The sequence below is a fragment of the Winogradskya consettensis genome (genome assembly GCF_018332715.1).
Taxonomy (GTDB): Bacteria; Actinomycetota; Actinomycetes; order Mycobacteriales; family Micromonosporaceae; genus Actinoplanes; species Actinoplanes consettensis.
This window is the reverse complement of record NZ_BOQP01000063.1, coordinates 1-25,753: the sequence shown is the minus strand read 5'-3', so window position 1 is coordinate 25,753 and position 25,753 is coordinate 1. Positions and strand designations below refer to the sequence as shown.

The following is a 25,753-nucleotide window of genomic DNA, read 5'->3' as shown; positions in this document are numbered from 1 at the left end:
TGGCCCTGCGGTCTCGGGCCCTGTCTCCGCGCCTGCCGCCTGGGGGCCTGCTGCCTCGGGGCCTGTCGTCCTCTCCGCGCCCGCATCCCCTTCGCGACCGGCTTCGGCATGGTTGGCCCTGGGCGCAGGCATCGCCGCACTGGTAGGCACCCTCCTGCCGTGGGCGACCGTGACCGCACCCCTCTTCGGCACCATGACAGCCAGCGGCACCGACGGCCCTGCCGGCGCGATCACCGCACTTCTGGGCCTGGCCCTGGTCGTTCACGCCACCCTGCGCCTGCGCAACCACCGCTTGCCGACCCTCGCCGACTGGCTCGCCGGAACCGCAGCCCTGGGCATCGCCGTCCTGGCCGCCTCCAAGATCACCGCCCTGAGACACGCAGAAGCCACCCTGGTCCCACGAACAACCGAACCCGACCCCTTCGGCCTAACCGCATCCCTGGCGGCATCCCTGCACTTCAGCATCGGATCAGGCCTATGGCTACTAACCGCAGCAGGCCTAACCGGAATAGTCGCCTCAGCCGCCGCAATCATCACCCGGACCCGCACAACCCCCTGACCGCCGTGCGCATTGACACGCCATCGTTCCCGCCACCTAACCCTCGATGGAACGATGCGGCGAATCAGGAATATCGAAATCACGGCGGAACCCATTCGGCCAAATATAACTCCAAAATCCGCAACAAATGCGACGGCCTTTTTGATGACCGTATTGCCGTGAGCATATTCCGTCGCCTGAATTGTTCCAGCGACGCCCTTGTTGTTTCTATCGTTACGGGATGGCGCTTCCTTGGAATCGGCCATACGCGTATTGCCATGCAGGTGTCCTGCGCGATGGCTTCCCGGCAGCCCCGCGTCCGTCTGGATCTGCTCCGCCTCGTCCTGGGGCGTCCCCGATTTTGCCCGCTCCGGGCTGGGTCCGATCCAGGTCGATCGATCTGAACCGTGACGTGCAAGGAACCCCGGTCCGGGGGAAGATCCTCCGCCGTGAATCGCACCCCCTGGACCGGCGCGTGCTGAGCCGCGTGCCTTGGATCCGGGGCGTCCGCCCTCGACGCAAGCCGTGGTGTCGCTTTCTGTGGCCGTGCCGGCGGAGGTGTCGCTCCCTGTGGCGGTAGTGGTAGCGGCGGGGGTGCTGCTACCGGCCTGCGTGCCGGGGTCTTCTGTGGCCATGGCGATCGCCCTGGTGGAGGCGGGGTTCGGGGCATCTGGACCGGCGCCCGGGCTGGCTCTGGGGGTGATTCGGGCACGGGTGTTGGCGTCGGTGTTTGCTGCTGCAATGACGACGACTGCGGTGGGGGCGAGGGGTGGAACAGCCGGGCCGGCGTCGGGACTGGCGCTCGTGATGGTGCGGGTGTTGGCGTAAGGCTCGGCGGACACGGGGCCGCGGTCTGGGGCGAGGGGCGCGGGGGTGCGGTTTGCGCCACAGGGTTACGTGGGCGCGAGGGTGCTGGCTGTGGTGAGGGTGTTGGGCGCTGTGGTGGCGGGGGTGTCACGGTGGCGAGGATGTCGTCCCAGGGGATTCCGCTGGTGCTGTGGAGGGCGGGGTTTCCCTGTGCGGCGCGTAGCCCGTGGAGGCGTCGGGTGTGCAGGCGGTATTTGCCCCAGGCGCGGCGGTGTTGGTGGTCGTGGCGGAAGGCGTCTCGGGTGGGTGAATAGTTGCGGGACCGTGTTCGGTCGCGCATTGCCGACACCTGGGCCGGAGTGAACATCTGCAACTGCCCCATGCGCCAGATCATCCTCCTCCGCAGCATGATCGTTCCACTCCGATCGGTATTTGATCATGCCAAATTCGATGTCACGAAACAATTGCTCAGGGTGACGTGAGCTGGGCGACATTGAGGGCGTTGTGGAGGGCGGCAGGGATATTGTTCGAGAGGCGCAGGCTCGGCCTTGTGGAATGGGAGGTCGGGTGGTTGTTTGTGCGCGGTTATGGAATAGGGCAGGGCCGGCTTGTTTGTTATGGAGGTGGAATCCGTTGAACTGACGGGTGGTGGGGGACGTATCTGCTGCGGTGAGTGGTTCGCGGCTGGGGTGCTGGCTGCCGGGGTGGGGGAGGGTGGCGTGGTGCGTCGAGGTTCAAGGGCTGGGTTGGTCGGGTGGGTGGTGGTGTCGTTGCTCGCGGTGACCGCTTGTGCGCCGGCTACGGGTGGTGGTGTCGACCAGAAGAATGTGGCGGGGGGATCACGTCAGGCCGGCGCCACGGAAGACGGCGCCACGGAAGGCAACGCCACGAAGGCTGGGGCCACGGAAGACGGGGCCACGGGGAACGGCGCAGCAGGGGCCGGGCGGGGGAGTGCGGACTGCACCCAGGCGTTGAAGGTGGCGGTGGTGGGGAGTTCGACGCGGGGGTATTCGTTCAGCCCGGGGGAGGTGACCGTTCAGCGTGGGGGGTTTCTGGCGATCACGAACAGGTCGGGGCGGGTTCATGCGCTGGTTTCGGAGCCGGATGCGGGGATGGTGACGAGTGTGCTCGGTGTGGATGAGCGGCAGGTGATCCAGTTTCCTGAGGTGGGGTCGTTCACGGTGACGGGTGCGCATCGGGCCGTTCTGAAGCTCACGGTGGCGGGGGAGAGCGGGTGTGGCACTCCGGAGCCCACGTTGACCGTGACCGGGAAGAACACCTTTTCGCCCGCGAAGGTGTCGGTGGTGGCGACCGAGAATTTCACCGTGGTGAACCGGTCGGGGGGTCCGCAGACCGTGATGTGTACGCCCGATCCTGGGGGGAACGGGGATAATTCGCGGTTGGAGAAGGGTGAGACGCAGGTTCTCGCCATCGACAAGCCGGGGCGGTACGTGTGTGCCAGTGTTCAGCATCCGGATGCTCGGGTGGTCGTCACGGTCAAGGGCAGGTGAGGGCGTCCATGAGGACAGTCGTGCGTGCTGTGATGGCCGGCGGATTGACGTTCGCGCTGGCCGCTTGTTCTGCCGACGAGCCGGTGGGGGCTGCCGGGGGTGCACTGCGGGCGACTGTGGCGCCTTCGTCGGGGGTCGGCTCGGTTTCAGCTTCGGTGCCGGCTCTTGTCGGTACGGCTGTGCGGCCGCTCGACGGGACGGGCTCGGCTCCGTTCGACCGGGAGCGGCAGGTGCAGGCTCCGCCCGGGTGGACGGTGAGCGTGTGGGCGCGGGTGGCGGGGGCCCGGTTGCTGGCGTGGACGCCGGACAAGCGGTTGCTGGTCTCGCGGCCCAAGAGTGGGGACGTCGTCGAGCTGGTTCCGGGGCAGGGGGATGCCGCGCCGAGTCAGCGGACCCTGGTGGACGGGCTGAACCAGCCGCACGGGCTTGCCTTCCAGGGCGACACGTTGTTCGTGGCGGAGAGCGACCAGGTCGACAGCTTCGAGTACGCGGATGGGGCCGTCGCCGGCAAACGCGTGGTGCTGGACGGGTTGCCCGACGCCAAGAGCCCGGAGCTGGGCGGTGCATACGCGCACGCGCTGAAGAGCGTGGCCGTGGGACAGGACGGTGCGCTCTACGTTTCCGTAGGGTCGACCGGCAACATCTCGGCGGCGGATCGGGACGCCGATCCGGAGCGGGCGTCGATTCTGCGGGTGCCGGCGGGTGGCGGGGCGGCGAGCGTGTTCGCTCACGGCGTACGTAACGGGACTGGATTGGCTGTTGATCCTGACGGTGGGGTGTGGACGGCGGTCAACGGGCGGGACAACATGGAGGACCCCGCGGATCCGGGCGAGGTGAGCCAGACGTACGTCAACGATCATCCACTGGAGCCTTTGGCGCGGCTGGCGCAGGGGCGGGACCTGGGGTGGCCTTATTGCAACCCGGATCCGGATCTGAAGCCGGGCGAGAAGGACTCGCCGTTGAGCTACACGCAGCGGCCGCTGGTGCGCGACGTGCAGACCAACGCCGACGGGTCGAAGCTGGACTGTGCGGCGCTGGCGCCGATCGAGCAGGGGATGGGTGCGCATTCGGCGCCGCTCGGGCTGAGTTTCGCCACGGCGCCGGGGCTGGGGGACGGATACGGTCCGGGTGCGCTGGTCGGCGTACACGGATCATGGAACCGCAAGCCGCCCCGCGCGCCGGAGGTGTCGTTCTTCGCCTGGCGGGACGGGACGCTCGGGCCGCAGCAGACGCTGATCACCGGTTTTCAGGGCGAGGACGGCTCGCGGTGGGGACGCCCGGTCATGGCCGTGCAGGGTCCGGACGGCGCGCTCTACGTGAGTGACGACTACGCGGGCGCGGTCTACCGGGTCAGCCGAGCTTGAGTTGGAGGGCGGGCTTGTGTGTGAGCGAGGACGCCGGTCGGTCAGGCGAGCTCGAGGAGGAGTTCGGCCAGCTCGTACGGCATGGTGATCATGCTGTCGTGACCGGTGGGGAGGTCCCGGACCTGCGACGGGGTGCCGTTGGGCTGGAGGGCGGGGACCGGGCGGCGGGGCAGGCGGCCGGCGGCGTCGCCTACGTTGTGGATGTGGGTGCGGGGGACCGTGGCCAGGGCGGGGTTGTCCAGGTGGGCCGGTTGCTGGAAGCAGAGGACCGACTCGTCCGACATCATTGTGCGCAGCCAGGCCTTGTCCGCCGGGTCGGTGACCCCGAACAGGCCCGCGGGCGGCGGCATTTCCGGCAGCGGCGGGATCCGCCAGGGGGTAGGGGTCTGCGCGGCCTGGTCGATCAGGAGCTGGGTGACGGGCATGATGTCGGCGGCGCTCTCGCCGTCCTCGGGGACCATGGCGTCGAGATAGACCAGGTGGGCGATCCGGTCGGGGACCTGGTTGGCCGCCGACGAGACGACCAGGCCCGCATAGCTGTGGCCGACCAGGACCACGTCGGTGAGGTCCTCGTCGAGGATCAGCCGGACGACGTCGCCGGCGTGGGTGTCGAGACCGACCTCGGGGCTGAGCAGAGCGGCCCGGTCGCCGTGGCCGGTGAGGGACGGCGCGAAGACCCGGTGCCCGGCGGCGGCCAGCAGGGGTGTGACCCGGTCCCAGCTGCGGCCGTCGTGCCAGGCGCCGTGGACCAGCAGAAATGTGCTCATGATTATCCTTCGCGGTAGCGGACTGGGAACCATGCTCCGCAGGTGTCACGAACTGCGCAATCAGGCACTTTTGGGTGCCCCGGTTCTGTGGAGGTAACCGTGGAGGGCTGCAAGGCGATCGTCGCGGACAAGTGGGCGTTGCTGCTCGTCTCCCGGCTCGGCGACGGGCCGCGGCGGTTCACCGAACTCAAACGTGGCATCGACGGCATCAGCCAGCGCATGCTGACCGTCACCCTGCGAAGCCTGGAACGCGACGGCCTGCTGACCCGTACGGTGCACAACGTCATGCCGCCGAACGTCGCCTATGAGCTGACGCCGCTGGGCAGGGCCATGCTCGACGCCGCCACGCCGCTGATGGACTGGAGCGGCAAGAACCTGACTCTGATCCAGGAAGCCCGCGACGAGTACGACGCCCGTGCCGGGGATGCACCGGCCTGAGTTTCGGGCGACCCGTACGTCGAACTCCCCGGCTCGCGTACCTGTGTTCCCGCTCGGACCCGCAAGCAGGGCGTGGCCGACGAGGGGAGTGGGCTCCATGCCGGACGAGCCGGACCCCGCGAGTGGGCGAGATCTCCGTGCCGACACTCTTGATCAACGGCGCCGACGACCCGACCGTACGCCCGGCCGCCGCGCACTCGCCCGCCGCATCCCGGGCGCGATCCGAGGTCTACCCGGCAATGGGCCACTCGTTCCCGGCCGCGGTGTGGGACCGGGTCGCCGACGGCGTCACCGTCAGCTGACCGCCCGATACGCCGGGGCGCCGGGCCGTGAGCTGGCCGCCCGGCTTGCCGGGGCGCCGGGCCGTGAGCTGGCCGCCCGGCTTGCCGGGGCGCCGGGCGGTCAGCTGGCCGCCCGGATCGCCGGGTCGGCCGCGGTCCCGGGCGTGTTGCTGGTCGGGCTGCCGCACTGGAGTGTTGCCCGGTGGGCCGGCCGGGGTGCAGGGTGCTCCGGTGATGCAACCTGGGGTCCGCTCGGATGCGCCCGGCGGGTGTCGATGGGGGCGCCATTCGAGAGGAGCATCTCCATGCAGCAGCACGCGTTGGTCTGGGACGGGGTTCGCCCGCCCGCGCCGCCCAGCATCCTGGTCGCCGACGACGACGAGGACATCCGTGACCTCGTCGCCTTCAAGCTGCGCGGGGCGGGCTACCGGACGCTGACCGTGCCGGACGGGCAGCGGGCGCTCGACCTCGCGGAGCAGGTCCTGCCCGGTCTGATGATCCTCGACGTGTCGATGCCGGGCCTCGACGGGCTCACCGTCTGTCACGCGATTCACCGTTCCAGGGCGACGGCGGACATCCCGGTGCTCATCCTCAGCGCGCGGGCCCGCCCGTACGACATCGACCTCGGGTTCGCCATCGGCGCGGACGACTACCTGACCAAGCCGTTCAGCCCGAACGAGCTGCTCAGACGGGTACGCGCCCTGCTCGCCCGCTCCTTTTCATGAGCCGTTCGGGCCAGGAGCGGCCCTCGGCATTCCGCTACTGTCGGTTAGTTTGATCAACCTGAAAGTGCAGGAGCGCCGGTGGCAAGGGATCGCTATTTCGACACGCTGCGTGCGGTGGCGATCGTCCGCGTCGTGGCCTACCACGCGTTCCACTACGCCGTCCTGGCGCTGGTGTTCCCGTCGATGGGCGTCATGTTCGCCCTCGGCGGTTCGCTGATGGCAAGCTCCCTCGACCGCTCCGCGGGCACCACCGTGATCCGCGGGCGGGTCCGCAGGCTGCTGCCCGCGCTCTGGGTGATGGGCCTGATCCTGGTGCCGCTGATGCTGATCGCCGGCTGGGCGCACCGGCCGTCGTGGCCCGGGCTGCTGCTCTGGGTCGTGCCTCTGGCCACACCACCCGCCAGCCACGGCATCGGTGACGTCGGCGCGGAAGGTGCCGGCGTGCTCTGGTACCTGGCCACGTACCTCTGGCTGGTCCTGCTGTCACCGCTCCTCCTGCGCCTCTACCGCAGCCAGCGACTGCTCACGATCGCCGTCCCGCTGATCGCCCTCGCCCTGCTGCACACCGAACCGCTGGCCACCGGCAACAACGCCGTACGCACCATCGGCTACGTCCTCACCTTCCTGCCCTGCTGGCTGCTCGGCTTCGCCCACCGCGACGGCGACCTGCGCAAACTGCACCCCGCCCTGGTCGCCACCCTCGTCGCCGCCTGCACCCTGATCAGCCTCGGCTGGGTCATCGAGCACCCCGGCCCCGGCGGCCTCGACCTCGTACCGTTCCCCCTCGCCCACGCGCTCTACTCCATGGGCTTCGTCCTGGCCCTCCTCCGGGTCAGCCCGGCCATGGGCTGGCTCGCCCGCATGCCACTGGCCCAGCGCATCGTCGCCGCTCTGAACAACCGAGCCGTCACCATCTACCTCTGGCACAACGTGGTGATCACCGTCGCCATCCTCATAGGCGACCGGATCATGCTCTGGGACGCAGGCCAGGGCGCCCTGATCTACCTCGTATTCTCCGCGATCGCCGTCACCCTCCTCACTACGGCAGTACTGGTCTTGGGCTGGGTCGAGGACCTCGCCGCCAAACGCCCCGCACGACTGCGCCCGTGGCCGGTGCCCCGGCCCCGGCACGCGTACATCGCACCCAAACCGGCCCTCCGCCTCACCCAGGCCGCCGTCGCACCAACCACCCTCACCCGGACCGGCCTCCGGTGAACGACCCGGCCCCGCTCCGAAACGGTCAGTTCTGTCGGGCCCCGTTCTGGCGATGACCCGTTCTGCCGGTGCCTGTACTGCGGGAGGTGTTCCTGCGGCACATCATCGGCGGTAACTGGCGCGGCCATGTTCTGGGGTGAGTTGTCCTCACGGTGATCTCTTGTGAGAGCACCCCTTCCTGAGAGCGCCAGCCGGGAGCGCCCCTTCCCGAGGGCCCCCGGGAGCGCCTTCTCCTGAGAGCGCCCGCAGTGAGAGTTCCCGCAAAGAGTGCGCCCGCAGTGAGAGTTCCCGCAGTGAGAGTTCCCGCAGTGAGGGCGCCCGCACTGAGGGCGCCCGCACTGCGGGAACTCTCACTGCGGGCAACCCATTGAGGCAACCCCACTGAGAGCGCCCTTCTGAGATCACGCGCCCTCAGGCGAAAGGTGTTTTCAGGGAACGGGTCTCAGGCGAAGTGGGGGATCACCTCCTGGGCGAATCGGTGCATCGGCTCGTGGTCGTAGGCGACGCGGGGGATGTAGACGATCACGTAGTCGGCGCCGGCCTCGGCGATCTTCTCGATCCGGGCGATGGTGCCGGCTGACGACGCGGCGAGATCCAGTTCCAGGCCGGTCGACTTGATGATGCGGTCGTAGTCGCGGTCCAGACGGTCACAGTGGTCCTTCAGCACGGCGAGCTTGTGGCGGATCACCTCGGGGTCGCCGCCGCCGACGTTGCAGGCGTCCGCGTACTGGGCGACCAGCTTGAGCGTGACCTTCTCCCCGCCGCCGCCGAGCCAGAAGGACGGGTGCGGCTTGCGGACACCCTTCGGCTCGTTGATCGGGCCGTCGATCGAGTAATGCTTACCGGTGAAGACCGGGCGCTCCTCGGTCCACATCTTGTGCACGATCTCGACGGCCTCCCGGAACTCGCCCATCCGCTGCGGGACCTCTTTCCACTCGTAGCCGTAGGCCTTCCATTCGTGCTCGTACCAGCCGGCGCCGAGACCCGCGTACAGCCGCCCCCGGCTGGCCACGTCCACGGTGGAGGCGATCTTGGCGTACAGGGAGGGCTGGCGGTAGCCGTTGCACCCGACCATCTGGCCGATGTTGACCCGGCTCGTGTCGCGGGCCAGCGTCGACGTGACGGTCCAGGCCTCGAAGGTCGTGTTGACGGTCGGCTCGGGCACGGTGTGGAAGTGGTCGTAGACCCAGACCGAGTCCCACGGCCCGGCATCAGCGGCACGCGCGACGTCGGTCATCGCCTCGTACTGCTCCACCGGGTCGGCGATCTCGACCAGGTCCATCTTCCAGCCCTGCGGGACGAAGACACCGAAATTAATCATGATCAGATGCAACCACGCCGCCTCCCACCGGGCTCCAGCGGCGCTGCGGTCAAGCCCGCCGGGGCCGGGCAGCCGGGCAGCCGGGCCGCCTGCCGGGGCCGGGCAGTCGGGCAGCCTGCCGGGGCCGGGGCACCCTGGCGCGGGTGATCAGGGGCGTGCGTTGCGCCGTAAAGCTCCGAGGCTGCGGGCTCGGACCAGGGCCTGGCGCCGGCCTATCTCCCGGCCCTCCGAGGTCGTCTCGACGCCGTCCACCTCGTACCAGTTGTCCTCGTCGTAGCGAACCGGGCGGTTCCAGTCGACCCGCTCCACCCGCATCCAGAGTGGGCCGGCGCCGAAGCGGTAATCCGGCTCGGCGAAGCAACTGACCGGGCCCACAGGGCCACGATTCCGGTCCATCCACGCTCCCGCTTGTCCGGCGCCGCCTGCGGTGGCCGCGCCGCTTGCCACCCAGCATTTCCCTGCTCAACCGGTTCTGCAAGGGCTCATGCACGTGCATATGCACAAGGTGCGCGACAAACGAAAGATCGGATGCCACCCGTACGCCGATCGGCCTGCCCGTCGCACCGATCGGCCCGCGCGTTCCGCCAACCGGCAAAAGATCGAAGAACTTCATGCTCGCTCCCTTTTCCGTCCTGCGTCCACTCTTGCGTGTCCAGTAAGGGGAGACGCAAGACTGATCGGGACGCGGCCCGCGTGGGCTGGATCTCAGAAGGAGGCGTTCATGACCGATGTCGTCAGCTACCGGCCCGAGCCCGGCGATTTCGCATACACGTTCGGCGGGCGTGCGGCCGTGCGGCGCGTCGCTCCGGGGGCGGTGCTCGAGCTCTACACCGAGGACTGCTACGGCGGGCAGGTCCGCGAGGTCGGTGACCTGCCGTCGAAGGTGTGCGAGTTCCCCTACCTCAACCCCGTGACAGGTCCGTTCCACGTCGAGGGCGCCGAGCCGGGTGACACCCTGGCCGTGCATTTCGTCGAGATCGTGCCTGCCCGGGACTGGGCGATCTCGTCGACGTTTCCGCACTTCGGTGCGCTGACCGGCACTCATGCGACGGCCACCCTGCAGCCGCCGCTCGACGAGGTGGTGTGGCGCTACGACGTCGATGTGGCCGCGAGGACCGTTCGCTACCGGGCCCGGCGCGGCGACTTCAGCGTGGAGTTGCCTCTGGAACCCATGCACGGTACGGCCGGAGTGGCGCCCGCTGCCGGCGAAGTCAGGATGACCCTCGTGCCCGACGTGCACGGCGGGAACATGGACACGCCTGAGCTGCGGGCCGGGGTCACCGCGTACTTCGGTGTCAATGTGCCGGGGGCGATGTTCGCCCTCGGTGACGGGCACTGCCGACAGGGGCACGGCGAGGTCTGCGGCAGCGGGATCGAGGCGGCGATGAACACCGTCGTGATCGTCGACCTGGTCAAGGGCGCCGTGACGCCGACGCCACGGCTGGAGACCGACGACGCACTGATGGCGGTCGGATCGGCGCGCCCGCTCGAGGACGCCTACCGGATCAGCCAGCACGACCTGGTCACCTGGTCGGCGGGTCTCACGGGGCTGGATCCTCTCGATGCCTACCAGCTGATCAGTCAGGCGGGCGAAGCGCCCGTGGGCAATGTCTGCGACCCGAACTACACGATGCTCGCGAAGGTGGCGAAGCGTTACCTGGGGTCCGCGAACGCCTACGACGGGGTGCACGAACGGCTGCGCGCGACCGCGCGGCACTATCTCTCAGGGCGGTGACAGGGTGGTTCAGTCCCGGGCAAGATCTCATTCAACTGTTGTTCATCTGAGCGGGCCACGATCCGTTCATGAGCGTTCAGACGCGGGCCTTCGTCACCGCCGCCCGGGAGGTAGCCCACGACCTGCTCGCTTCGATGGGCAACCGGTGGCTGCACACGGCGGGCGTCGCGGACCGCGCCGGCGAGCTTGCGGACAGCCTCGGCCTCGACCACGACACGCTGGTCGCCTCTGCCTGGCTGCACGACATCGGCTACGCGGCCCGGATCAAGGTCACCGGCTTCCACCCGCTCGACGGCGCCGACCACCTGGCCGGTCGCGGCTGGCCCCTCTCGGTGGCGGCCCAGGTCGCCCATCACTCGGGCGCCCGCTTCGTCGCGGCGGCGCGGGGCCTGGGCGAGCATCTCGCGGCGTACCCGTACGAGGACAGTCTGCTCTTCGACACCCTCACCTACGCCGACCAGACCGTCGGTCCCACCGGTCTCCGGGTCACCCCAGCCGCCCGGCACGAAGAGATGCTGCTCCGCCACGGCCCCGACTCGGTGAACGCCAAGGTCGACCACCTGCGAGGCCCATACCTCCTCGAAGCCGCCACCCGCGTGGAAAGCCTGCTCCGCGTCACCCACTGACCCCCGCGAAAAGCCTGCCCGCGCCACCGCTGACCCACGCCCGCCGGCCGCGACCTGTCGGCTACGGCGTGCCGACTGCTACCTGTCGGCGACGGGCCGCGGCTGCGACCAGCCGGCGGCGACGGGCTGCGGCTATGGCTGCGACCAGCCGGTTGCGTTGGCTGCGGCCGTGACAACTCGGCAACTGCGGCTGGGCGGCTGTGCGAGAACCGCGGCTGTGTGACGGCGGCGGCAGCTGTACGACGACGGCTGGGCGGCTGGGCGGGTGCAGCTGTGCGACGACGGCTGGGCGGCTGCGGCTGGGCGAAGGTTGCTGCTTTGCGACGGCTAGGGGTGACTGCTGCGGCGGCGGCATGCCACGACAACGGCGGCGACCACCCCTGCTCGGGCGGAAGCGGCGGGACGGCTCGACGGTTGCGCAACGGTGGTGAAGGCCCCAGTGGCTGTGCAAAGGCGAGATGGCCGGTGGCTGCCCAACTTCGGCGGGGATAGCCGGAGGCTACGTAATGGCAGTCAGGCGCCGGTGATCGCGCAGCGGCGTGGATGACCCGGCAGCACCGCGTCACGGCGGGAGCCGCAGCACCGCATCACAGTGGAAACCGCAACAGTGAATCACGCGGGTACGGAAAGCGCACGGCGTGAACCGGAACCGTATCGGCGCCAGGACGACCGGGGGGTGGGAACCGCATCGGTGTCAGGACGACCGCGGGTGGGAACCGCATCGGTGTCAGGACGACCGCGGGTAGGAACCGCATCCGTATCAGCGCGGCGGTCGGTCGGAACGGCATCGGCATCGGCATCGGCATCAGCGCGGCGGCCGATTGGAACCGCACCGGTGTTAGCGCGGAGACCGATCGGCGCGGATCGTTGAGTAATCGGCCGGCCTGGTGTGGCCAGGGAGACGTGCGGGGAACGAGGCCGGGCGAGGCCTTGGTAGGCCTCGCCCGGGTTTCGTTACCAGCGGCTGGGGGCCGCGGAGAAGAACTTTTCACCGGGGACGCCGACGCCGGTTTCGGCGTCGTAGCCCGGGGTGCTGTGGATGGTGGTGGTCTGGACGTCGACCTGCCGCAGGATGTAGGCCCGTCCGTCGGAGGGGTCGACCGAGTTCACGTAGTTGGCGCGTGCCTCGTAGACGGCCTTCTTCGGGGCCTTGATGTCGTTCAGGGCGGAGGTGCCGAGTTCGGCGTAGTACAGCGGGTTGACGAAGCCCAGCGCGTGGTGCGCCTTCTGGTTCGCTACCGCCTGGAGGCCGGCGAGCAGCGGGGAGGCGAGGCTCGTGCCGCCGATCCGGTATTCGTCGTAGTAGGTGCCGTCGGGGAATTGCTGGGTCTGGCCGACTCGGAAGCCCGTGTTGGGGTCGCCCGGCATGGAGATGTCGGGGGTGGTGCGCGCCGGGGTGGCGGAGAAGTACTTGGAGATCGAGGCGGGCACCTTGCCCTTCTGGTAGAACGGCTGCTCGAACAGGATGCTCGTGCCGCCGCCACCGCCGGAGCTGTACGCCGAGGCGCCCCAAGCGTTGTTGCTGAGGCTCTGGTAGGCGTTCTGCCAGCCGTACTCCCAGACCCGGTTGTTCTTCTTGTCGATGCCGACGCTGGTGCCGCCGACGCTGGTGACGAAGGGCAGGTCCGAGGGGAAGCTGACCGACTTGGCGGCGAGGTCGGTGCCGCCGGCGGTCTGGTCGCCGGCGTCGCCGCTGGAGAAGTCGACCGTGATGCCGGTGAGGGCTGCTTCGAGGGAGAACTGCTGGTAGAACTTGACGGCGTCCGCGCCGAGGAGCTCGATGTCGTCGGTGCCGGAGCCCCACGAGTTGGTGATGATGTCCGCGACGTGGTTGTCGATCGTCTCGGCCCAGGCCTCGTCGAGGCCGGTGACGCAGTCGGTGCCGCCGACGTAGACGATGTTGGCACCTGGCGACATGGCGTGGACGGCCTCGATGTCGAGGGTTTGCTCGCCGTACCAGCCGGCCGCGTCACATTCCTCGGTGTAGGCGTAGCCGTCGGCTGGGGGTGTGATCTGGCTGAACTGGCCCCGCTTGAAGGCGGGCAGGCCGTACTTCTTGTTGTACTTGGCGAGGTCCTGCACGATCGTCGGCGACGCGTAGGCGTCGGTGACGGCGACCGTTACGCCCTTGCCGTCCAGACCCTTCTTGATCTGGTCGGTGGCACCGTACGCCTCCTGGTACTGCTTCGGCGTGTAGCCGCAGACGACGTAGGGCGCCTTCTTGCCGTCCGGGGCCTTGGGCAGCGTCGTCGCGGTCTTCTCGCCGTAGTACGACGAGCACGGCGTCGCCGCGCGGAAGCCGGCTCCGGGCGGGGGCAGCGTGTCGGCGGGCTCCTTGAGCAGCGAGCCCTGGTCGATCCCGATGACGCCGCTGAGCAGCCCGGTGACGACGGCGGGGGCGTCCTCCGGCAGGGACAGGTCGGTGCTGTTGGCGTGCACCGTCTTGCCCTCGTACGTGTAGTCACGCACCGTGGTGCCGAAGGTCTTGTTGATCTGCGCAGTGGTGCCGGACGCCTCGACGTAGAGGCCGCCGGCGAGGGTGTCGCGCAGCTGGAAGCCCTGGCCGGTGAGCCAGGACGACACGGATTTTACGTCGGCTGCGGCGGGGGCGTAGCGCGACGCGAACTGGGTGCCGGTGAGCCATTTGCCGTAGCTCGCACTGCTCGGATCGGACAGTGCGGCGAGCAACGACTCCGCGCCGGCCTGGTCGCGCATGGCGAGCAGCAGGCCGAATTGGATGGTGCTGGCGGCGGCCGGGGTGCCGGCCTGCTGGGCCCGGGCGATCCATTTCGGCTTGCTGCCGCTGATGGTGTGCCGTCCGGGGCGCGCCGACGCCGGGGGCGCCGCGCCGAGGACCGAGACGGCTGCCGCGCCCACCGCGACGACTGCCGTGATCCGGTACCTCAGTGTTGAAGGGATCAGCATCTTCCGGGTTCTCCCTCAATGAGAGGTGTAACTGTATGAGCCACCCAACTCCTGTCGATGCTTCCGGTCAAGATCTGAAATGCTGTGAACGTCCATGTGTACGCGGGAAAAGGGGAGAACGTGCCGGTCGCGAGAACCAATGGCGTCGAGTTGGCCTACGAGACCCTCGGAGATCCTGCGGCGCCCGCATTGTTGCTGGTGATGGGGCTTGGGGCGCACCTGACGGACTGGCCGCTCGAGTTCACCGAACAGCTCGCCGCGTACGGCTTCCACGTGATCCGCTTCGACAACCGGGACGCGGGACTTTCGACAGCCCTCGACGATTCCGGCGTACCCGATATCCCCGCCTTGATGGGCGGTGACCGTTCCTCCGCGCCCTACCTGATCGCGGATCTGGCGGCGGACGCGGCGGGCCTGCTCGACACGCTCGGCGTGCAGCGTGCCCACGTGGTGGGGGCTTCGCTGGGCGGGATGATCGCCCAGCAGCTCACCATCGACTACCCGGACCGGGTCGCGAGCCTGTGCTCCATCATGTCCACGACCGGCGACCTCTCGGTCGGGCGGCCGCGCCCCGAGGCGGCCGCGGTGATCGGCCGCCCGCCGTCGGCGAGCCGCGAGGAGGTCATCGCGGGCAGTGTGGCGGGTTCGCGGGTGATCGGCTCGCCGGGTTTCCCCGCGACGGAGGAATACCTGACCGCGCGTGCGGCGGCCAAATACGACCGGGCCTACCGGCCCCTGGGGACGCTGCGGCAATATGCGGCGGTGCTGGCCTCCCCGGACCGTACGCAGGCCCTGCGCCGGGTCACCGCGCCGGCCCTGGTCATCCATGGCGAGGACGACCCGCTGATCGACGTGAGCGGGGGCCGGGCGACAGCCGCGGCGATCCCCGGTTCCACGCTTCTCACGATCCCGGGGATGGGCCACGACCTGCCGCGCGAGTTGTGGCCGCGGATCACGGCGGCGATCGCCCGCAACGCTGCCTGAACTACTCCGCGGATCTGCCCGCTTTTTCGGCCGGTTCGGTCTCGGCGGGCATGCCGAACACGTGCGCGAGACCGGTCACCTGCACGGCCTTGCGCACCGGCGACGACGCGTTGGTCAGGGTCAGGGTGACACCGGCGGCTGCGGCGCTGTTGCGGGCGCTGACGAGGGCGCCGAGGGCGTACGAATCGATGAAACCGAGACGGCCCACGTCGACGTGCAGGTAGCGGCAGCCGGTGCCGGTGGCCGCGGCGGCGAGACTGTCACGCACCTCATCGGCGGTGTCGAGGTCGAGATCGCCCTCCAGCACCGCGGTGAGCAGCCCGTCGGTGGTGACATCCTCGTACGCGACGATTGTGTTACTGGACATCTGCCCGAGGATAGCCGCGATCTTGATCGTCTGCTCGGCACGCGGTGTCCCGTACACCCGGTCCCTCAGCCCGTTGCCCGGGTGTCGTAGTCGCGCTGACTTGCCTGGATCTCGCCGGCGCGGGCGACCGTCCAGTCGTAGAGGCGGCCGAACGGCTCGCGCAGGGATTCACCCAGCGGAGTGAGTGAGTATTCGACGCCGATCGGAGCGGTCGGCAGGACCCGGCGTTCGATCATGCCGTTGCGTTCCAGGCGTCGCAGGGTCTGGGTGAGGACGCGCTGGGTGACGCCTTCGAGGCGGCGCTTGATCTCGTTGAACCGGCGTGGCTCCTCCAGGACCGCCATCACCATCATCGACCACTTGTCGGCGATCTGATCGAGGATCGGGCGGCTGGGACAGTCGGCGCGAAAGACGATGCCGCCCTTGGCGATGGACCCGTAAACGGTGTCGGACGTGGGCATACCGGTATCCCCCGTGATCCTTGCGATGCCTGAAGTGCGTTATTGACCCCGATCGGCCGGAGCCGCACCGTAGGTATACATCAGGAACTTAGATGCCTACCAGATACGGACCGATAATCATCATGTACGCCACCCTGCACGTGAACCGCGAACCCGGTATCGCCCGCGTCACCCTCGATAACCCTCCCGTCAACGTCCTGGGTGTCGCGCTCATGACCGACCTGCACGACCTGCTGACGGCGTTGCATGACGACGACGAGATCCGGGTGATCGTCTTCGACAGCGCCGACCCGGAATTCTTCATCGCCCACGTCGACATGACCGTCACCCCCGACAGCCTCGCCGGCCTGGCCGCCTCCGCCCCGGAAGGCGTCAACGTCTTCCAGGCCGTGGGGGAGCTGCTGCGCCACCAGCCCCAGGTGACGATCGTCAAGCTGGCCGGCAAGGCCCGCGGCGGCGGGGCGGAGTTCGTCGCCGCGGCGGACATGGCGTTCGCCGCGATCGGGCATGCCGGGCTCGGCCAGGTCGAGGCGCTGATGGGCATCGTCCCCGGCGGCGGTGGCACGCAGTACCTCGCCGGCCGGGTCGGCCGCAACCGCGCGCTGGAAGTGGTGCTGGGCGCCGATCTCTTCGACGCGGAGACGGCCGAGCGCTACGGCTGGATCAACCGGGCGCTTCCCGCCGACGAGCTCGACGCCTTCGTCGACCGGCTCGCCCGCAATATCGCGGCGCTCCCTGCCGGAGTGATCGAGGCGGCCAAGCGAGCCATCGTCCCCGCGGATCCGGGGGAGGGGCTGCTGCGCGAGCACGACGCCTGGGCAGGGTTGATCGGTCGTCCGGCAGCGGCCCGGCTGATCGGCGGCGGGCTCGCCCACGGCGCCCAGACCCGCGAAGGCGAGCGCGACCTGGAAGGCCTCCTCCGGCACCTGCCGGCGTAAGAAGGCCGCAGGGTCAGGCCGGTGAACTAGCCTCCTAGGACGCCAGAGAGGGTGTGCGCGACGAGTGCGGGCGCAGATCAGCGGCGAGGGCGGCGGACCGAGTCAGGCGAAGCCGCCGTTGCTGAGCAGGAGCTGACCGTTGATCCATTGGCCCTGGGGTGAGCACAGGAAGTCCACGAGGTGGGCGGTGTCCTGGGGGGTGCCGAGACGGCCGAGCGGGGTTTGCCGGATGCCGCTCTGCCGGATCGGGTCGCTCATCCAGCCGGTGTCGATGGGGCCGGGGTTGACGACGTTCGAGCTGATGCCGAGATGCGCCAGCTCGTGGGCGGCGGCGAGGGTGATCCGGTCCAGGGCGCCCTTGCTGGCACCGTACGGCAGGTTGCCGACGGTGTGGTCGCTGGTGAGGGCGATGATGCGCCCGGCGCCGTGCGCGCCGCGGAACCGGCGGCCGTGCTCGCGGATCAGCAGCCACGTCGCCCGGGCGTTGACGGCGAAGTGCCGGTCGAAGCTGTCGATGGTGGTGTCGAGGATCGTGGAGTCGACCGACTCGGCGTGGCACATCACCAGGGCGGTGACCGGGCCCAGCCTTCGTTCGACCTCGTCGAAGATCGCGGCTGGGGCGGACGTGTCAGCCAGGTCTGCCTCGATCGCGGCAACGGCGGCGCCCTCCGCGGCGAGCGCAGCGCTGATGGCTTCCGCCGCGCCGGCCTCGATGCCCCAGGCCATGCGCTCGTCATACGGGAGCCAGTAGGAGAACGCGATGTCCCAGCCGGAGACCGCGAGCTGACGGGCGATCCCCGCGCCGATGCCGACCGTCCGGCCGACGCCGGTGATGAGAACTACCGGCCGGGAAGGGTCTGTCATGGCCAGGATCCTGGCCGACGGCCCCCTGCCGGGCAAACGATTTAAGGCGCGTCAGACCGCCGGGATGACTTTCGGGGAGCTGAGGGATGCACCCGGACTGTGCGCGGGATGATGGGTGGTGCCGCTGCCGGCGGGGAGGTAGATCGTGAAGGTGGTTGCGGCCTCGTCGGGTTCGCTGACGGTGAGGTTGCCGCCGTGCTGTTCGATGATGGCCCGGGCGAGGGTGAGGCCCAGACCGGTGCCGGGCAGGCCGTGGTGCAGGCTGTCGCCGGTGCGGTAGAACAGGTCGAAGATGCGCACGTGCTCGTCGGCGGGGATGCGGGCGCCGGTGTTGGTGACCGACAGCACCGCGGTGTGTTCGTCGGCGTGGACGACGATGCCGACGGTGCTGCCCGGCGGGGCCCAGGTCAGGGCGTTGCGCAGGAGCTCGTCGATGACCTCCCGGAGGCGTTCGGGGTCACCGTCGATCGGGACCAGCGGCAGCGCGGTGAGGTCGATGTTCACGGCGGAGTTGCCGGCGCGGGCGTTGTCGGCCGCCTCCCGGGCGATCTCCGCCAGATCCATGCGCCGGGGTTGCAGGGCGATGTGCCCGGAGCGGGTGCCCGCGACGTCGAGCAGCTTCGCGATCAGGGTGTGCAGGTCCGTGGCGCGCCGGTGCATCACGTCGAGCATCTGCCCGCGCTCCTCGGCGGAGAGGTCGGGGTCGGTGCGCATCATGTCGGTGTAGGCCTGGATGGCGGTCAGCGGCGTACGCAGTTCGTGCCCGACGAGCGCGATGTACTCGTCCCGCGTGGCTTCGAGCTCGGCGGCGTACTGTTCGGCGCGCCGGCGTTCGAGGAACTCACCGAGATGTGCGGCGATGCCCGTCATGACGGCGGTGCGCATGTCGTCGGGGGTCTCGAAGTTGTCGCTGTAGCAGACCAGCACGCCGAGCACGATGCTCCCGCTGGGCAGCGGAACCGCGAGCGCGGATCGCAGCGGCAGCCACTGCGCGGTCTGCTGCAACGCGGCCGGGTCGGCGGCGAGGTCGGTCGTCCAGATCGGATCCGTGACGGCCCAGGCCTTGCCGGGAATGCCGATTCCTTTGTGGAGCCGGTCCGGCAGATCCGGATTGTCGACGGTGCCGGACCAGAGGGCTTTGCGGCGCAGGATCTCGCCGACGGCGTCGACGGTCCAGAACTCGGTGATCGTCCAGCCGAGCATGTCGCCGATGAGTTCCACGGCCTGTTTGAGCAGATGGTCGGGCGGTTCGGGCTTGGACAGCAGGTGCGCGATCAGCCGTTCGCATTCCTTGAGCTTCTCGGCGCGTTTCGCCCGGGTGATCTCGTGTATGGCGATCACGGCGGCGAGCCGGCCGCCATCGGTGACCGGTTCCCCGTGGACCCGCAGCGTACGAGCGGTGACGCCGTCGGCCTTCGCGACGATCAGCATGTTGTGCACGGGTTCGCCGCGCAGCAGCATCTGGGTGGGCAGGTCGTCGTGGGCGAGAACGTTGCCGACCGCGTCGGAGAAGACGAATCCGCTGTACCGCCGGGCCCAGTGGTCCACCGGTTCCGTGTGGTCGGGCAGCGCGAACAGCTCCCGGGCGCTGCGGTTCGTCAGCACCGCCCGGCCCTCGCGGTCGCAGCCGACGACGGCGGTGTCGAGGCTGTTCAGGACCGCCAGCAGGGTCTGGTTCTGCTCCCGCAGGCGTTGCCGCGTGAAAACCCCCGACTCGGCATGGAACGCCGGCCGCAGCGCGTCCGCGAGGTCCTGCTGGGAGACGTCCCCGAGCTTCGCGCGTACGTAGTCGGTGACGTCGTCGGCCCGTTGCACGAGCAACGTCAGGTCACCGTCGAGCCCGAGCACCGGCGCGTTGACCACCGCCCAGTACCGGTTCGTGAACTCGTCGTCGTGCCCGGCCACGGCGTACCTCAGGATCGGCATGACCTCGATGGCCAGCTGCTCGCGTACCCGTCTCAGCGACCCACCCACGTTGTCGACCCCGGAAGCGTCGGGGTCCGTGGGATCGTCGGGGAACACGTCGAAGAGTTTCTGGCCGATGATCATTTCCCGGCTGACGCCGGTCGCCGTCAGATAGAAGTCGCTGGCCGCGACGATCGTCAGGTCCGGAGCCATCGCGAGCAGTGCGACCGGTGCGCACTCGAACAGCCGCCGGTAGTCCAGCTCAGCATCCACGTCAGCTCCGACTTCTCGCCGCCTGCCCTCACTGAGGGACGTTAGGCGAGTTTTGCGAAGTTTGTGGTGAAAATGCGCTTTCCAGAAAATCTACTTCGCGATGGGTACGCCGTCCTCGTCCCGAACCGTCACCGGTGGCAGCCCCGGAGCGGGTGCGGTGCCGGGGACCTCGCCACGGGCCACGGCACCGGGTGCCTTGTCGCGTTCGATGCCCGCGGCGGCGTACGCGTCGTCCTCGTCCAGGGTCTCGGACTGCAACAACCGCTCCGCCAGCCGGCTCAGCTGGTCGCGATGGGAGCCGAGCAGGCTGAGCGCCTGTGCGTAGCACTCCTCGACGATCTTGCGGACCTCGGCGTCGATCAGCTCCTTGGTGGCCGGGGCCACGCCGTCGAGACCGAGCGGGGACTCGCTGCCCGGCGGGGGCAGCACCGTCACCGGGCCGATGGCCTCGGACATGCCCCAGCGGCCCACCATCTGCCGGGCGATGTTGCTGACCTGGTCGAGGTCGCTCTCCGCACCGGTGGTCATGTCGCCGAAGACGACCTCCTCGGCCGCGCGCCCGCCGAGCGCACCGATGATGCGGCCCTTGAGGTATTCCGCCGAGTAGCCGTAGCGGTCGGTGGACGGGCTCTGGAACGTGACGCCGAGCGCCTGGCCACGCGGGATGATCGAGATCTTGCGGACCGGGTCGGCGCCGGGGGTGAGCATGCCGAGCAGGGCATGACCCGATTCGTGGTACGCCGTGCGGCGGCGCTCGTCCTGGGTCAGCAGGATGCCGCGCACCGTGCCGAGGACGATCTTCTCGAGCGCGTCGCTGAAGTCCGCGCCGATGACGGTCTCGTGCTTGCGCCGCGCCGCGAGCAGGGCTGCCTCGTTGACGAGGTTCTTCAGGTCGGCGCCGACCATGCCGGGGGTCGTCGAGGCGATCGCCGCGAGGTCGACGTCGGGGCCGAGCGGGACGCCCCGGGTGTGCACCTCGAGGATCTTGCGGCGCCCGTCCAGGTCGGGCGGGCTGACCGTGACCCTCCGGTCGAACCTGCCCGGCCGCAGCAGCGCCTTGTCGAGGATCTCGGGGCGGTTCGTCGCGGCCAGCACGACCACGCCCTCGCTGCCGGTGAAGCCGTCCATCTCGGTGAGGATCTGGTTGAGGGTCTGCTCGCGCTCGTCGTTGCCGCCGAGCGACTGGGCGCCGCCGCGGGCACGGCCGATCGCGTCCAGCTCGTCGATGAAGATGATCGACGGCGCGACCTTCTTGGCCTGGTCGAACAGGTCACGGACCCGGCTGGCGCCGACCCCGACGATCATCTCGATGAACTCGGACGCCGACATCGAGAAGAACGGCACCTGCGCCTCGCCGGCCACGGCCCTCGCGAGCAGCGTCTTGCCGGTGCCGGGCGGGCCGGACAGCAGCACGCCGTGCGGGATCTGCGCGCCGAGCTTGCGGTAGCGCTCCGGCTCACGCAGGAAGTCGACGATCTCGGTGACCTCCTGCTCGACCTCCTCGATCCCGGCGACGTCGGCGAACGTCGTACGGGTGGTGGTGTCGGGCTGGTAGAGCTTGGCGCGCGACCGGCCGAACCCGCCGATGCCACCGCCACCGGCCGCGGCGGCACCGCGGCGCAGGAACCAGATCAGCAGCCCGACCAGCAGCAGCGTCGGCCCGAACCCGACGAGCAGCTGCTGCCAGATCGGCGCGGGCGCGTCCGGCGGGTTCGCGTTGACCTGCACACCGTCGGTCTGCAGCTTCGTGAACAGGCTGTCGTCCGCGAACGACGGGCGCTGGGTGGTGAACCGGGTGACCTTCTCGGCCTTCTTCTCGCCGACCGGCGTGTAGGAGGCCTCCGCCTTCAGGCTGCCCTCGATGGTGTCCCCGGTCGAAGTGATGTCACCGATGTTCTTCGCGTCCACCTGGGTGAGGAAGTAGGTGTACGACACCGCGGTGCGTTCCGGCGGCGCCAGGATGAACGACGAGACGATCCAGTTGACGGCGAGCAGCGCCAGCAGCAGCCACCCGAACCGCATCCAGGCCGGGCGTTGCTTGGGCGCCGGGGTGCCGGGCGCACCGCCGGGGTGGCCCTCCACCTTCCAGGGCGGTGGGGGAGAAGGGTCCTTCGGGGACGTCATGACGCGAGACTAGCGCTGCCACCCGTGCGTCGGCTCGCCCTCGTGATCCGCGATACTCACCGATGTTCGACACACCCATGGCGTACGCCGGACCGGTGGCTGATCACCACATCCCGAAGATCCGTGCCTGTCCGCCGGAGCCCTGCTCGAACGGCAGCAGCCCGACCATGATCGTGGCGCCGTGCCGGGGCAGGGAACTCAGATTCGCGAGATTCTCGAGACCGTAACGGTCGGCGCCGGTCAGCGTCACGTGCACCGGGAACTCCTCGGAGTCGCCCGGATCGATGCTCAGCGTGTCGACGCCGAGGCTGCGGATGTGCCGCTTCTCCAGCAGCCACTCGCAGGCGTCCGCGCTGAAACCGGGGAAGTGCAGCACACCCTCGGCGTCGGTGCCACGGTACGCGTCCTTCGAGCCGGACTTCACGCCCCAGCCGGAGTACATCAGCACCGCGGCGTCGCGTGGGATCTTCGCGTACCGTCGCTCAAAGGCCCTGAGGTCGGCAACCGTGACCTGAGCGTCGGGGTTCTCCGCCGCCCTGCCCGCGATGTCCACCACGACGGCCGGCGTGACCAGCTCGTCGGGGGTGAGGTCGGTCGAGAGCCTGCCGCCCTCGGTGAAGTGCCCGGGAGCGTCCACATGGGTCCCGGTATGCTCGACGAGACGCCACTCCTGCATGTAATAGCCGTCATCCGCAATCGTGGTGTACGCGCTGCGGCGAGCCTCCTCACCATCCGCGAACGGCGGGAACGCCGTGGTGATCGGGTAGGTCAGATCGGCAAGCCCCCGCTTTGCTGACGCGGCCGCCGGCGCACCGAAGGCCATCCCCCCGACGGCGGCAGCAGCTCCGGTCAGGGCAGCGCGCCGGCTCAGCGAATGGGTGCACATACCCCGCACCCTAGACCGGTACGCGGCTCCGCACGTCCCGATCCGCGTCTGCGGTGCGCCACCACCGCGGACCCTGCCGCCGGGCCGCGGCCTCTGTTCCGTCAGGCCGCGGGTCTCTCTTCGGCGGGCCCGCCGGGGGCCCGCCGAATCTTTGTTCCGCCGGCTGGCGCGGGTCTCTCCGTCGGGCCCGCCGGCTGGCCGCGGGTTTTTGTCTGCCGGGCCTGCCGGCTGGTATCCGTCAGGCCCGCCTGCCGCCGGCTCGTGACGGTCAGGCGGACGGCATCAGGATCCAGAGCAGCGGGTAGATCAGGAACTGGCTGCCGGGGATCACGAGCAGGGTCACCGCGAAGATGGCGCGTGCGAGCCACGGGTCGATGCCGAAGCGCTGCGCCAGCCCCGCGCACACACCGCCGAGGACGCGGCCCTCACGCGGCCGGACCAGGCCCTGACGGGTCATCGAATCGGAGAACGAGTTCATGGTCGCTGCCCTTCGGGTCACTCACTGTGCTGACCTCTCAAGAGTGGGCGTCCGCGTACCCCAGAAACATCGGGATCCGTCCCTGATCCGACCCTGAGATCCTCAGGTGTGCAGGTGCTGACGCCAGTCGCCGGGCACGGACCCCTCAGGCCCCGGAACCGTCTGCTCGAGCGGGTGGTGCTGCGGGGGCGCGAGGTGCTCACCAGCCACGGCATCGTCGGTCTCGTAGCTGTAGAACCAGCTCTCCCCGGGCTCGAAGGACCGGATCACCGGGTGCCCGGTCTCCTTGAAATGGGCGGTCGCATGCTGCGAGGGGGAGGTGTCACAGCAGCCGATGTGCCCGCACTCGGCGCAGCGCCGCAGATGCAACCACCATCCACCGCTCGCGAGACACTCGACGCAGCCGGTACCCGACGGCGGGACATCGGGCCGGATCCCGAATTCACTCTTCATGCCGCCCAGTCTTCCAGGTCGGCTGGGTGCCGCTGGGGTGTTAGTTGCCCACTCCGGCGCCGGAAACGCGGGAAAACCTGGCGCTGGTGCCGGTGGGAGCCGATAACTCAGTCGTGCGTACCCCATCGGTGATTCTTGTCCCAGCGCTCGCAGTGGCCTGCGTCACGGCCTTAGCCGCCCCCGGCCCTGCCTTTGCCGGCCCGGCCCCTGCCGTCGCCGACGGCGCTACGGTGACCACGCTCGCACAGCTCGTCGATGCCACGGGAAGGCCCACGTTCGTCGAGGTCAAGGCCAGGACCGCGGCCGAGGAGCGGCGCCGGGCCGATGCGCTCCCCGGCAGTGCGGGCCACGCCACAGAAGCTCGGGTACGCACAGCTGCGACCCCTGACGACCCGAGCCGGCCGTTGCAGTGGGCCTTGGACGTCCTGCGCTCCGACGACCTGCCCGCGGTCGACCTGACCGGCCAGCTCATCGCCGTGGTCGACACCGGCGTGTACGCCGGCCACGAGGACTTCGCCCCCGGCCAGGTCCGCTGCGACCTGGGCACGGACCTCGTCGGTGACGCCCTGGACCCGGCCGGCGACGGGTGCACCGACCCCGAAGGCCACGGCACCCACGTAGCCGGCATCGCCGCCGCCGTCACCAACAACGCCAAGGGCGTCGCCAGTCTCGCCTCGGGCGCCCAGATCCTCCCCGTCCGCGTCCTCGACAAGGACGGAGCCGGCACCTCCACCGCGATCGCCACCGGCATCGTCTACGCCGTCGACCACGGTGCCACGGTCATCAACATCTCGGCCGCCGGCGACTACTCCGAGGTCTACGACCCCGCCGTCGCCTACGCAACCCAGCACAACGTCCCGGTCGTCGTCGCCGCCGGCAACAACGGAACCACCGGAAACCAGGCCCTGTGGCCGGCCTCCTCCCCGGGCGCCATCGCCGTAACCGCCATCGACCAGAACGGCACCGTCGCCGCCTACTCGAACACCAGCGGCGTCGCCGACATCGCCGCCCCCGGCACCGGTATCTACGGCCTGGACGCCAAAACAGGCCGCTACATCTACAAATCCGGCACGTCGATGGCCTCCCCCGAAGTCGCGGCCTCCGTAGCCCTCTACCGAGCCACCCACCCCGCCTCCACCGCCGTCCAGGTCCGCCAGGCCCTCACCGCCACCGCCCAGGACGCCGGCGAACCAGGACCCGACGCCCAATACGGCGCAGGCATCGTCAACCCCTACGCCCTGGTCTCCAACAACGTCCCCACCGTCACCATCTCCAGCCTCAAAGTCACCAAACGAACCCGCATCACCGTCCACGCAGCCGCCTTCAAACCAGGCACCAACGTCACCGTCACGGAGACGTACCGCTACCCCCGAAAAAACATCTTCATCAGCAAAACCGTCGCCCTGGGCACCGCCCGCGTCAGCCGAGCCGGCACCGCCACCCGCCTCATCACCCCAGTCCAATCAGCAAAAACCGGCACCCTCACCATCCGAGGCACCGCCGCCGACGGCACCAAAACCACCATCACCAACACCATCAAGGTCGGCTAGCCCTCAACCCCGCCACGGAGCCCGCCACGGAGCCCGTCACGGCAAGGCCGGTCAAGGGGCTTGCCGGTGATGGAACTGCCGGTCACAGTGGCTTGCGAGCCAGGGATCTACCGGTTGCGGTAGCGGCGGGTGACGGGGCTTTCCGGTGCCGGGCTTGTGCCAGTCACGGGGTGCTGGGCACAGAGCTCATCATTCGGGGCGCTGGGCGCTGGGCGCT

24 protein-coding genes are annotated in these 25,753 nt (G+C 69.4%); 12 read left to right on the top strand and 12 right to left on the bottom strand.

Annotated elements, in window-relative coordinates; all coding sequences use genetic code 11:
- From Aco04nite_RS45445 to Aco04nite_RS45435, 3 genes are all read left to right on the top strand, one after another.
- A partial coding sequence (locus tag Aco04nite_RS45445; protein ID WP_213003400.1) for a hypothetical protein occupies positions 1-559 on the top strand: 559 nt, incomplete at its 5' end.
- A 1,772-nt stretch (positions 560-2,331) separates the two neighbouring features.
- Positions 2,332-2,856: a cupredoxin domain-containing protein gene (locus tag Aco04nite_RS45440; protein WP_213003399.1), complete on the top strand. Its 525-nt coding sequence runs from the start codon at positions 2,332-2,334 to the stop codon at positions 2,854-2,856.
- Between the two features lie 8 nt (positions 2,857-2,864).
- Entirely contained in the window at positions 2,865-4,220 is a 1,356-nt protein-coding gene (locus Aco04nite_RS45435) for a PQQ-dependent sugar dehydrogenase (RefSeq protein WP_213003398.1), read from the top strand.
- A 41-nt stretch (positions 4,221-4,261) separates the two neighbouring features.
- Here the strand turns inward: Aco04nite_RS45435 and Aco04nite_RS45430 are convergent, their stop codons facing one another.
- Positions 4,262-4,987 carry an alpha/beta fold hydrolase gene (locus tag Aco04nite_RS45430; protein WP_213003397.1) on the bottom strand — a complete coding sequence of 242 codons (726 nt, stop codon included), beginning with the start codon at positions 4,985-4,987 and terminating at the stop codon, positions 4,262-4,264.
- Positions 4,988-5,074: 87 nt separating this feature from the next.
- Between Aco04nite_RS45430 and Aco04nite_RS45425 the strand changes: the two genes are divergently transcribed.
- The 4 genes from Aco04nite_RS45425 to Aco04nite_RS45410 all read left to right on the top strand — a co-directional run bounded on the left by Aco04nite_RS45425 (position 5,075) and on the right by Aco04nite_RS45410 (position 7,646).
- The gene (locus Aco04nite_RS45425) at positions 5,075-5,425 is read left to right on the top strand and encodes a winged helix-turn-helix transcriptional regulator (protein ID WP_213003396.1); all 351 of its coding nucleotides are present in this window, start codon (positions 5,075-5,077) and stop codon (positions 5,423-5,425) included.
- 137 nt (positions 5,426-5,562) lie between these two features.
- Complete coding sequence (locus Aco04nite_RS45420) at positions 5,563-5,727, top strand: hypothetical protein (protein WP_213003395.1); 165 nt, start codon at positions 5,563-5,565, stop codon at positions 5,725-5,727.
- 284 nt (positions 5,728-6,011) lie between these two features.
- Positions 6,012-6,431: a response regulator transcription factor gene (locus Aco04nite_RS45415; protein WP_213003394.1), complete on the top strand. Its 420-nt coding sequence runs from the start codon at positions 6,012-6,014 to the stop codon at positions 6,429-6,431.
- A 78-nt stretch (positions 6,432-6,509) separates the two neighbouring features.
- A complete protein-coding gene (locus Aco04nite_RS45410) occupies positions 6,510-7,646 on the top strand; it encodes an acyltransferase family protein (RefSeq protein WP_213003393.1) in 1,137 nt (378 codons plus the stop codon).
- A 442-nt stretch (positions 7,647-8,088) separates the two neighbouring features.
- Here Aco04nite_RS45410 and Aco04nite_RS45405 read toward each other — a convergent pair whose 3' ends face one another.
- Both Aco04nite_RS45405 and Aco04nite_RS45400 read right to left on the bottom strand, forming a co-directional pair.
- Complete coding sequence (locus Aco04nite_RS45405; RefSeq protein WP_244876776.1) at positions 8,089-8,967, bottom strand: LLM class F420-dependent oxidoreductase; 879 nt, start codon at positions 8,965-8,967, stop codon at positions 8,089-8,091.
- 147 nt (positions 8,968-9,114) lie between these two features.
- Positions 9,115-9,363, bottom strand: a complete 249-nt coding sequence (locus Aco04nite_RS45400; RefSeq protein ID WP_213003392.1) for a hypothetical protein — start codon at positions 9,361-9,363, stop codon at positions 9,115-9,117.
- 325 nt (positions 9,364-9,688) lie between these two features.
- Here Aco04nite_RS45400 and Aco04nite_RS45395 point away from each other — a divergent pair, with 325 nt between their 5' ends.
- Positions 9,689-10,702: an acetamidase/formamidase family protein gene (locus Aco04nite_RS45395; protein WP_213003391.1), complete on the top strand. Its 1,014-nt coding sequence runs from the start codon at positions 9,689-9,691 to the stop codon at positions 10,700-10,702.
- Positions 10,703-10,770: 68 nt separating this feature from the next.
- Positions 10,771-11,328, top strand: a complete 558-nt coding sequence (locus Aco04nite_RS45390; RefSeq protein ID WP_213003390.1) for an HDIG domain-containing metalloprotein — start codon at positions 10,771-10,773, stop codon at positions 11,326-11,328.
- A 954-nt stretch (positions 11,329-12,282) separates the two neighbouring features.
- Here the strand turns inward: Aco04nite_RS45390 and Aco04nite_RS45385 are convergent.
- On the bottom strand, positions 12,283-14,253 hold the full coding sequence (locus tag Aco04nite_RS45385) for a S53 family peptidase (RefSeq protein ID WP_213003389.1): 1,971 nt from the start codon (positions 14,251-14,253) through the stop codon (positions 12,283-12,285).
- Between the two features lie 120 nt (positions 14,254-14,373).
- Between Aco04nite_RS45385 and Aco04nite_RS45380 the strand changes: the two genes are divergently transcribed.
- Positions 14,374-15,237, top strand: coding sequence for an alpha/beta fold hydrolase (locus Aco04nite_RS45380; protein ID WP_213003388.1), 864 nt, complete (start codon positions 14,374-14,376; stop codon positions 15,235-15,237).
- Position 15,238: 1 nt separating this feature from the next.
- Here the strand turns inward: Aco04nite_RS45380 and Aco04nite_RS45375 are convergent, their stop codons facing one another.
- Both Aco04nite_RS45375 and Aco04nite_RS45370 read right to left on the bottom strand, forming a co-directional pair.
- Positions 15,239-15,604 (bottom strand): STAS domain-containing protein, encoded by a 366-nt coding sequence (locus tag Aco04nite_RS45375; protein ID WP_213003387.1) that lies wholly within the window; start codon positions 15,602-15,604, stop codon positions 15,239-15,241.
- A 65-nt stretch (positions 15,605-15,669) separates the two neighbouring features.
- Positions 15,670-16,065, bottom strand: a complete 396-nt coding sequence (locus Aco04nite_RS45370) for a winged helix-turn-helix transcriptional regulator (RefSeq protein ID WP_213003386.1) — start codon at positions 16,063-16,065, stop codon at positions 15,670-15,672.
- Between the two features lie 92 nt (positions 16,066-16,157).
- Here Aco04nite_RS45370 and Aco04nite_RS45365 point away from each other — a divergent pair, with 92 nt between their 5' ends.
- The gene (locus Aco04nite_RS45365) at positions 16,158-17,003 is read left to right on the top strand and encodes an enoyl-CoA hydratase/isomerase family protein (RefSeq protein WP_244876775.1); all 846 of its coding nucleotides are present in this window, start codon (positions 16,158-16,160) and stop codon (positions 17,001-17,003) included.
- Between the two features lie 102 nt (positions 17,004-17,105).
- Here the strand turns inward: Aco04nite_RS45365 and Aco04nite_RS45360 are convergent, their stop codons facing one another.
- The 6 genes from Aco04nite_RS45360 to Aco04nite_RS45335 form a co-directional block, all read right to left on the bottom strand.
- Positions 17,106-17,867 (bottom strand): SDR family oxidoreductase, encoded by a 762-nt coding sequence (locus Aco04nite_RS45360; RefSeq protein ID WP_213003385.1) that lies wholly within the window; start codon positions 17,865-17,867, stop codon positions 17,106-17,108.
- Positions 17,868-17,918: 51 nt separating this feature from the next.
- Positions 17,919-20,045, bottom strand: coding sequence for a PAS domain-containing sensor histidine kinase (locus tag Aco04nite_RS45355; protein ID WP_244876774.1), 2,127 nt, complete (start codon positions 20,043-20,045; stop codon positions 17,919-17,921).
- 90 nt (positions 20,046-20,135) lie between these two features.
- Positions 20,136-22,169 carry an ATP-dependent zinc metalloprotease FtsH gene (gene ftsH, locus Aco04nite_RS45350; protein ID WP_213003384.1) on the bottom strand — a complete coding sequence of 678 codons (2,034 nt, stop codon included), beginning with the start codon at positions 22,167-22,169 and terminating at the stop codon, positions 20,136-20,138.
- A 103-nt stretch (positions 22,170-22,272) separates the two neighbouring features.
- Positions 22,273-23,055, bottom strand: coding sequence for a cyclase family protein (locus Aco04nite_RS45345; RefSeq protein WP_213003383.1), 783 nt, complete (start codon positions 23,053-23,055; stop codon positions 22,273-22,275).
- A gap of 268 nt (positions 23,056-23,323) precedes the next feature.
- The gene (locus tag Aco04nite_RS45340) at positions 23,324-23,533 is read right to left on the bottom strand and encodes a PspC domain-containing protein (RefSeq protein WP_213003382.1); all 210 of its coding nucleotides are present in this window, start codon (positions 23,531-23,533) and stop codon (positions 23,324-23,326) included.
- 102 nt (positions 23,534-23,635) lie between these two features.
- On the bottom strand, positions 23,636-23,986 hold the full coding sequence (locus tag Aco04nite_RS45335; protein WP_213003381.1) for a UBP-type zinc finger domain-containing protein: 351 nt from the start codon (positions 23,984-23,986) through the stop codon (positions 23,636-23,638).
- 230 nt (positions 23,987-24,216) lie between these two features.
- Here Aco04nite_RS45335 and Aco04nite_RS45330 point away from each other — a divergent pair, with 230 nt between their 5' ends.
- On the top strand, positions 24,217-25,536 hold the full coding sequence (locus Aco04nite_RS45330; protein WP_213003380.1) for a S8 family serine peptidase: 1,320 nt from the start codon (positions 24,217-24,219) through the stop codon (positions 25,534-25,536).
- Positions 25,537-25,753: the final 217 nt, after the last annotated feature.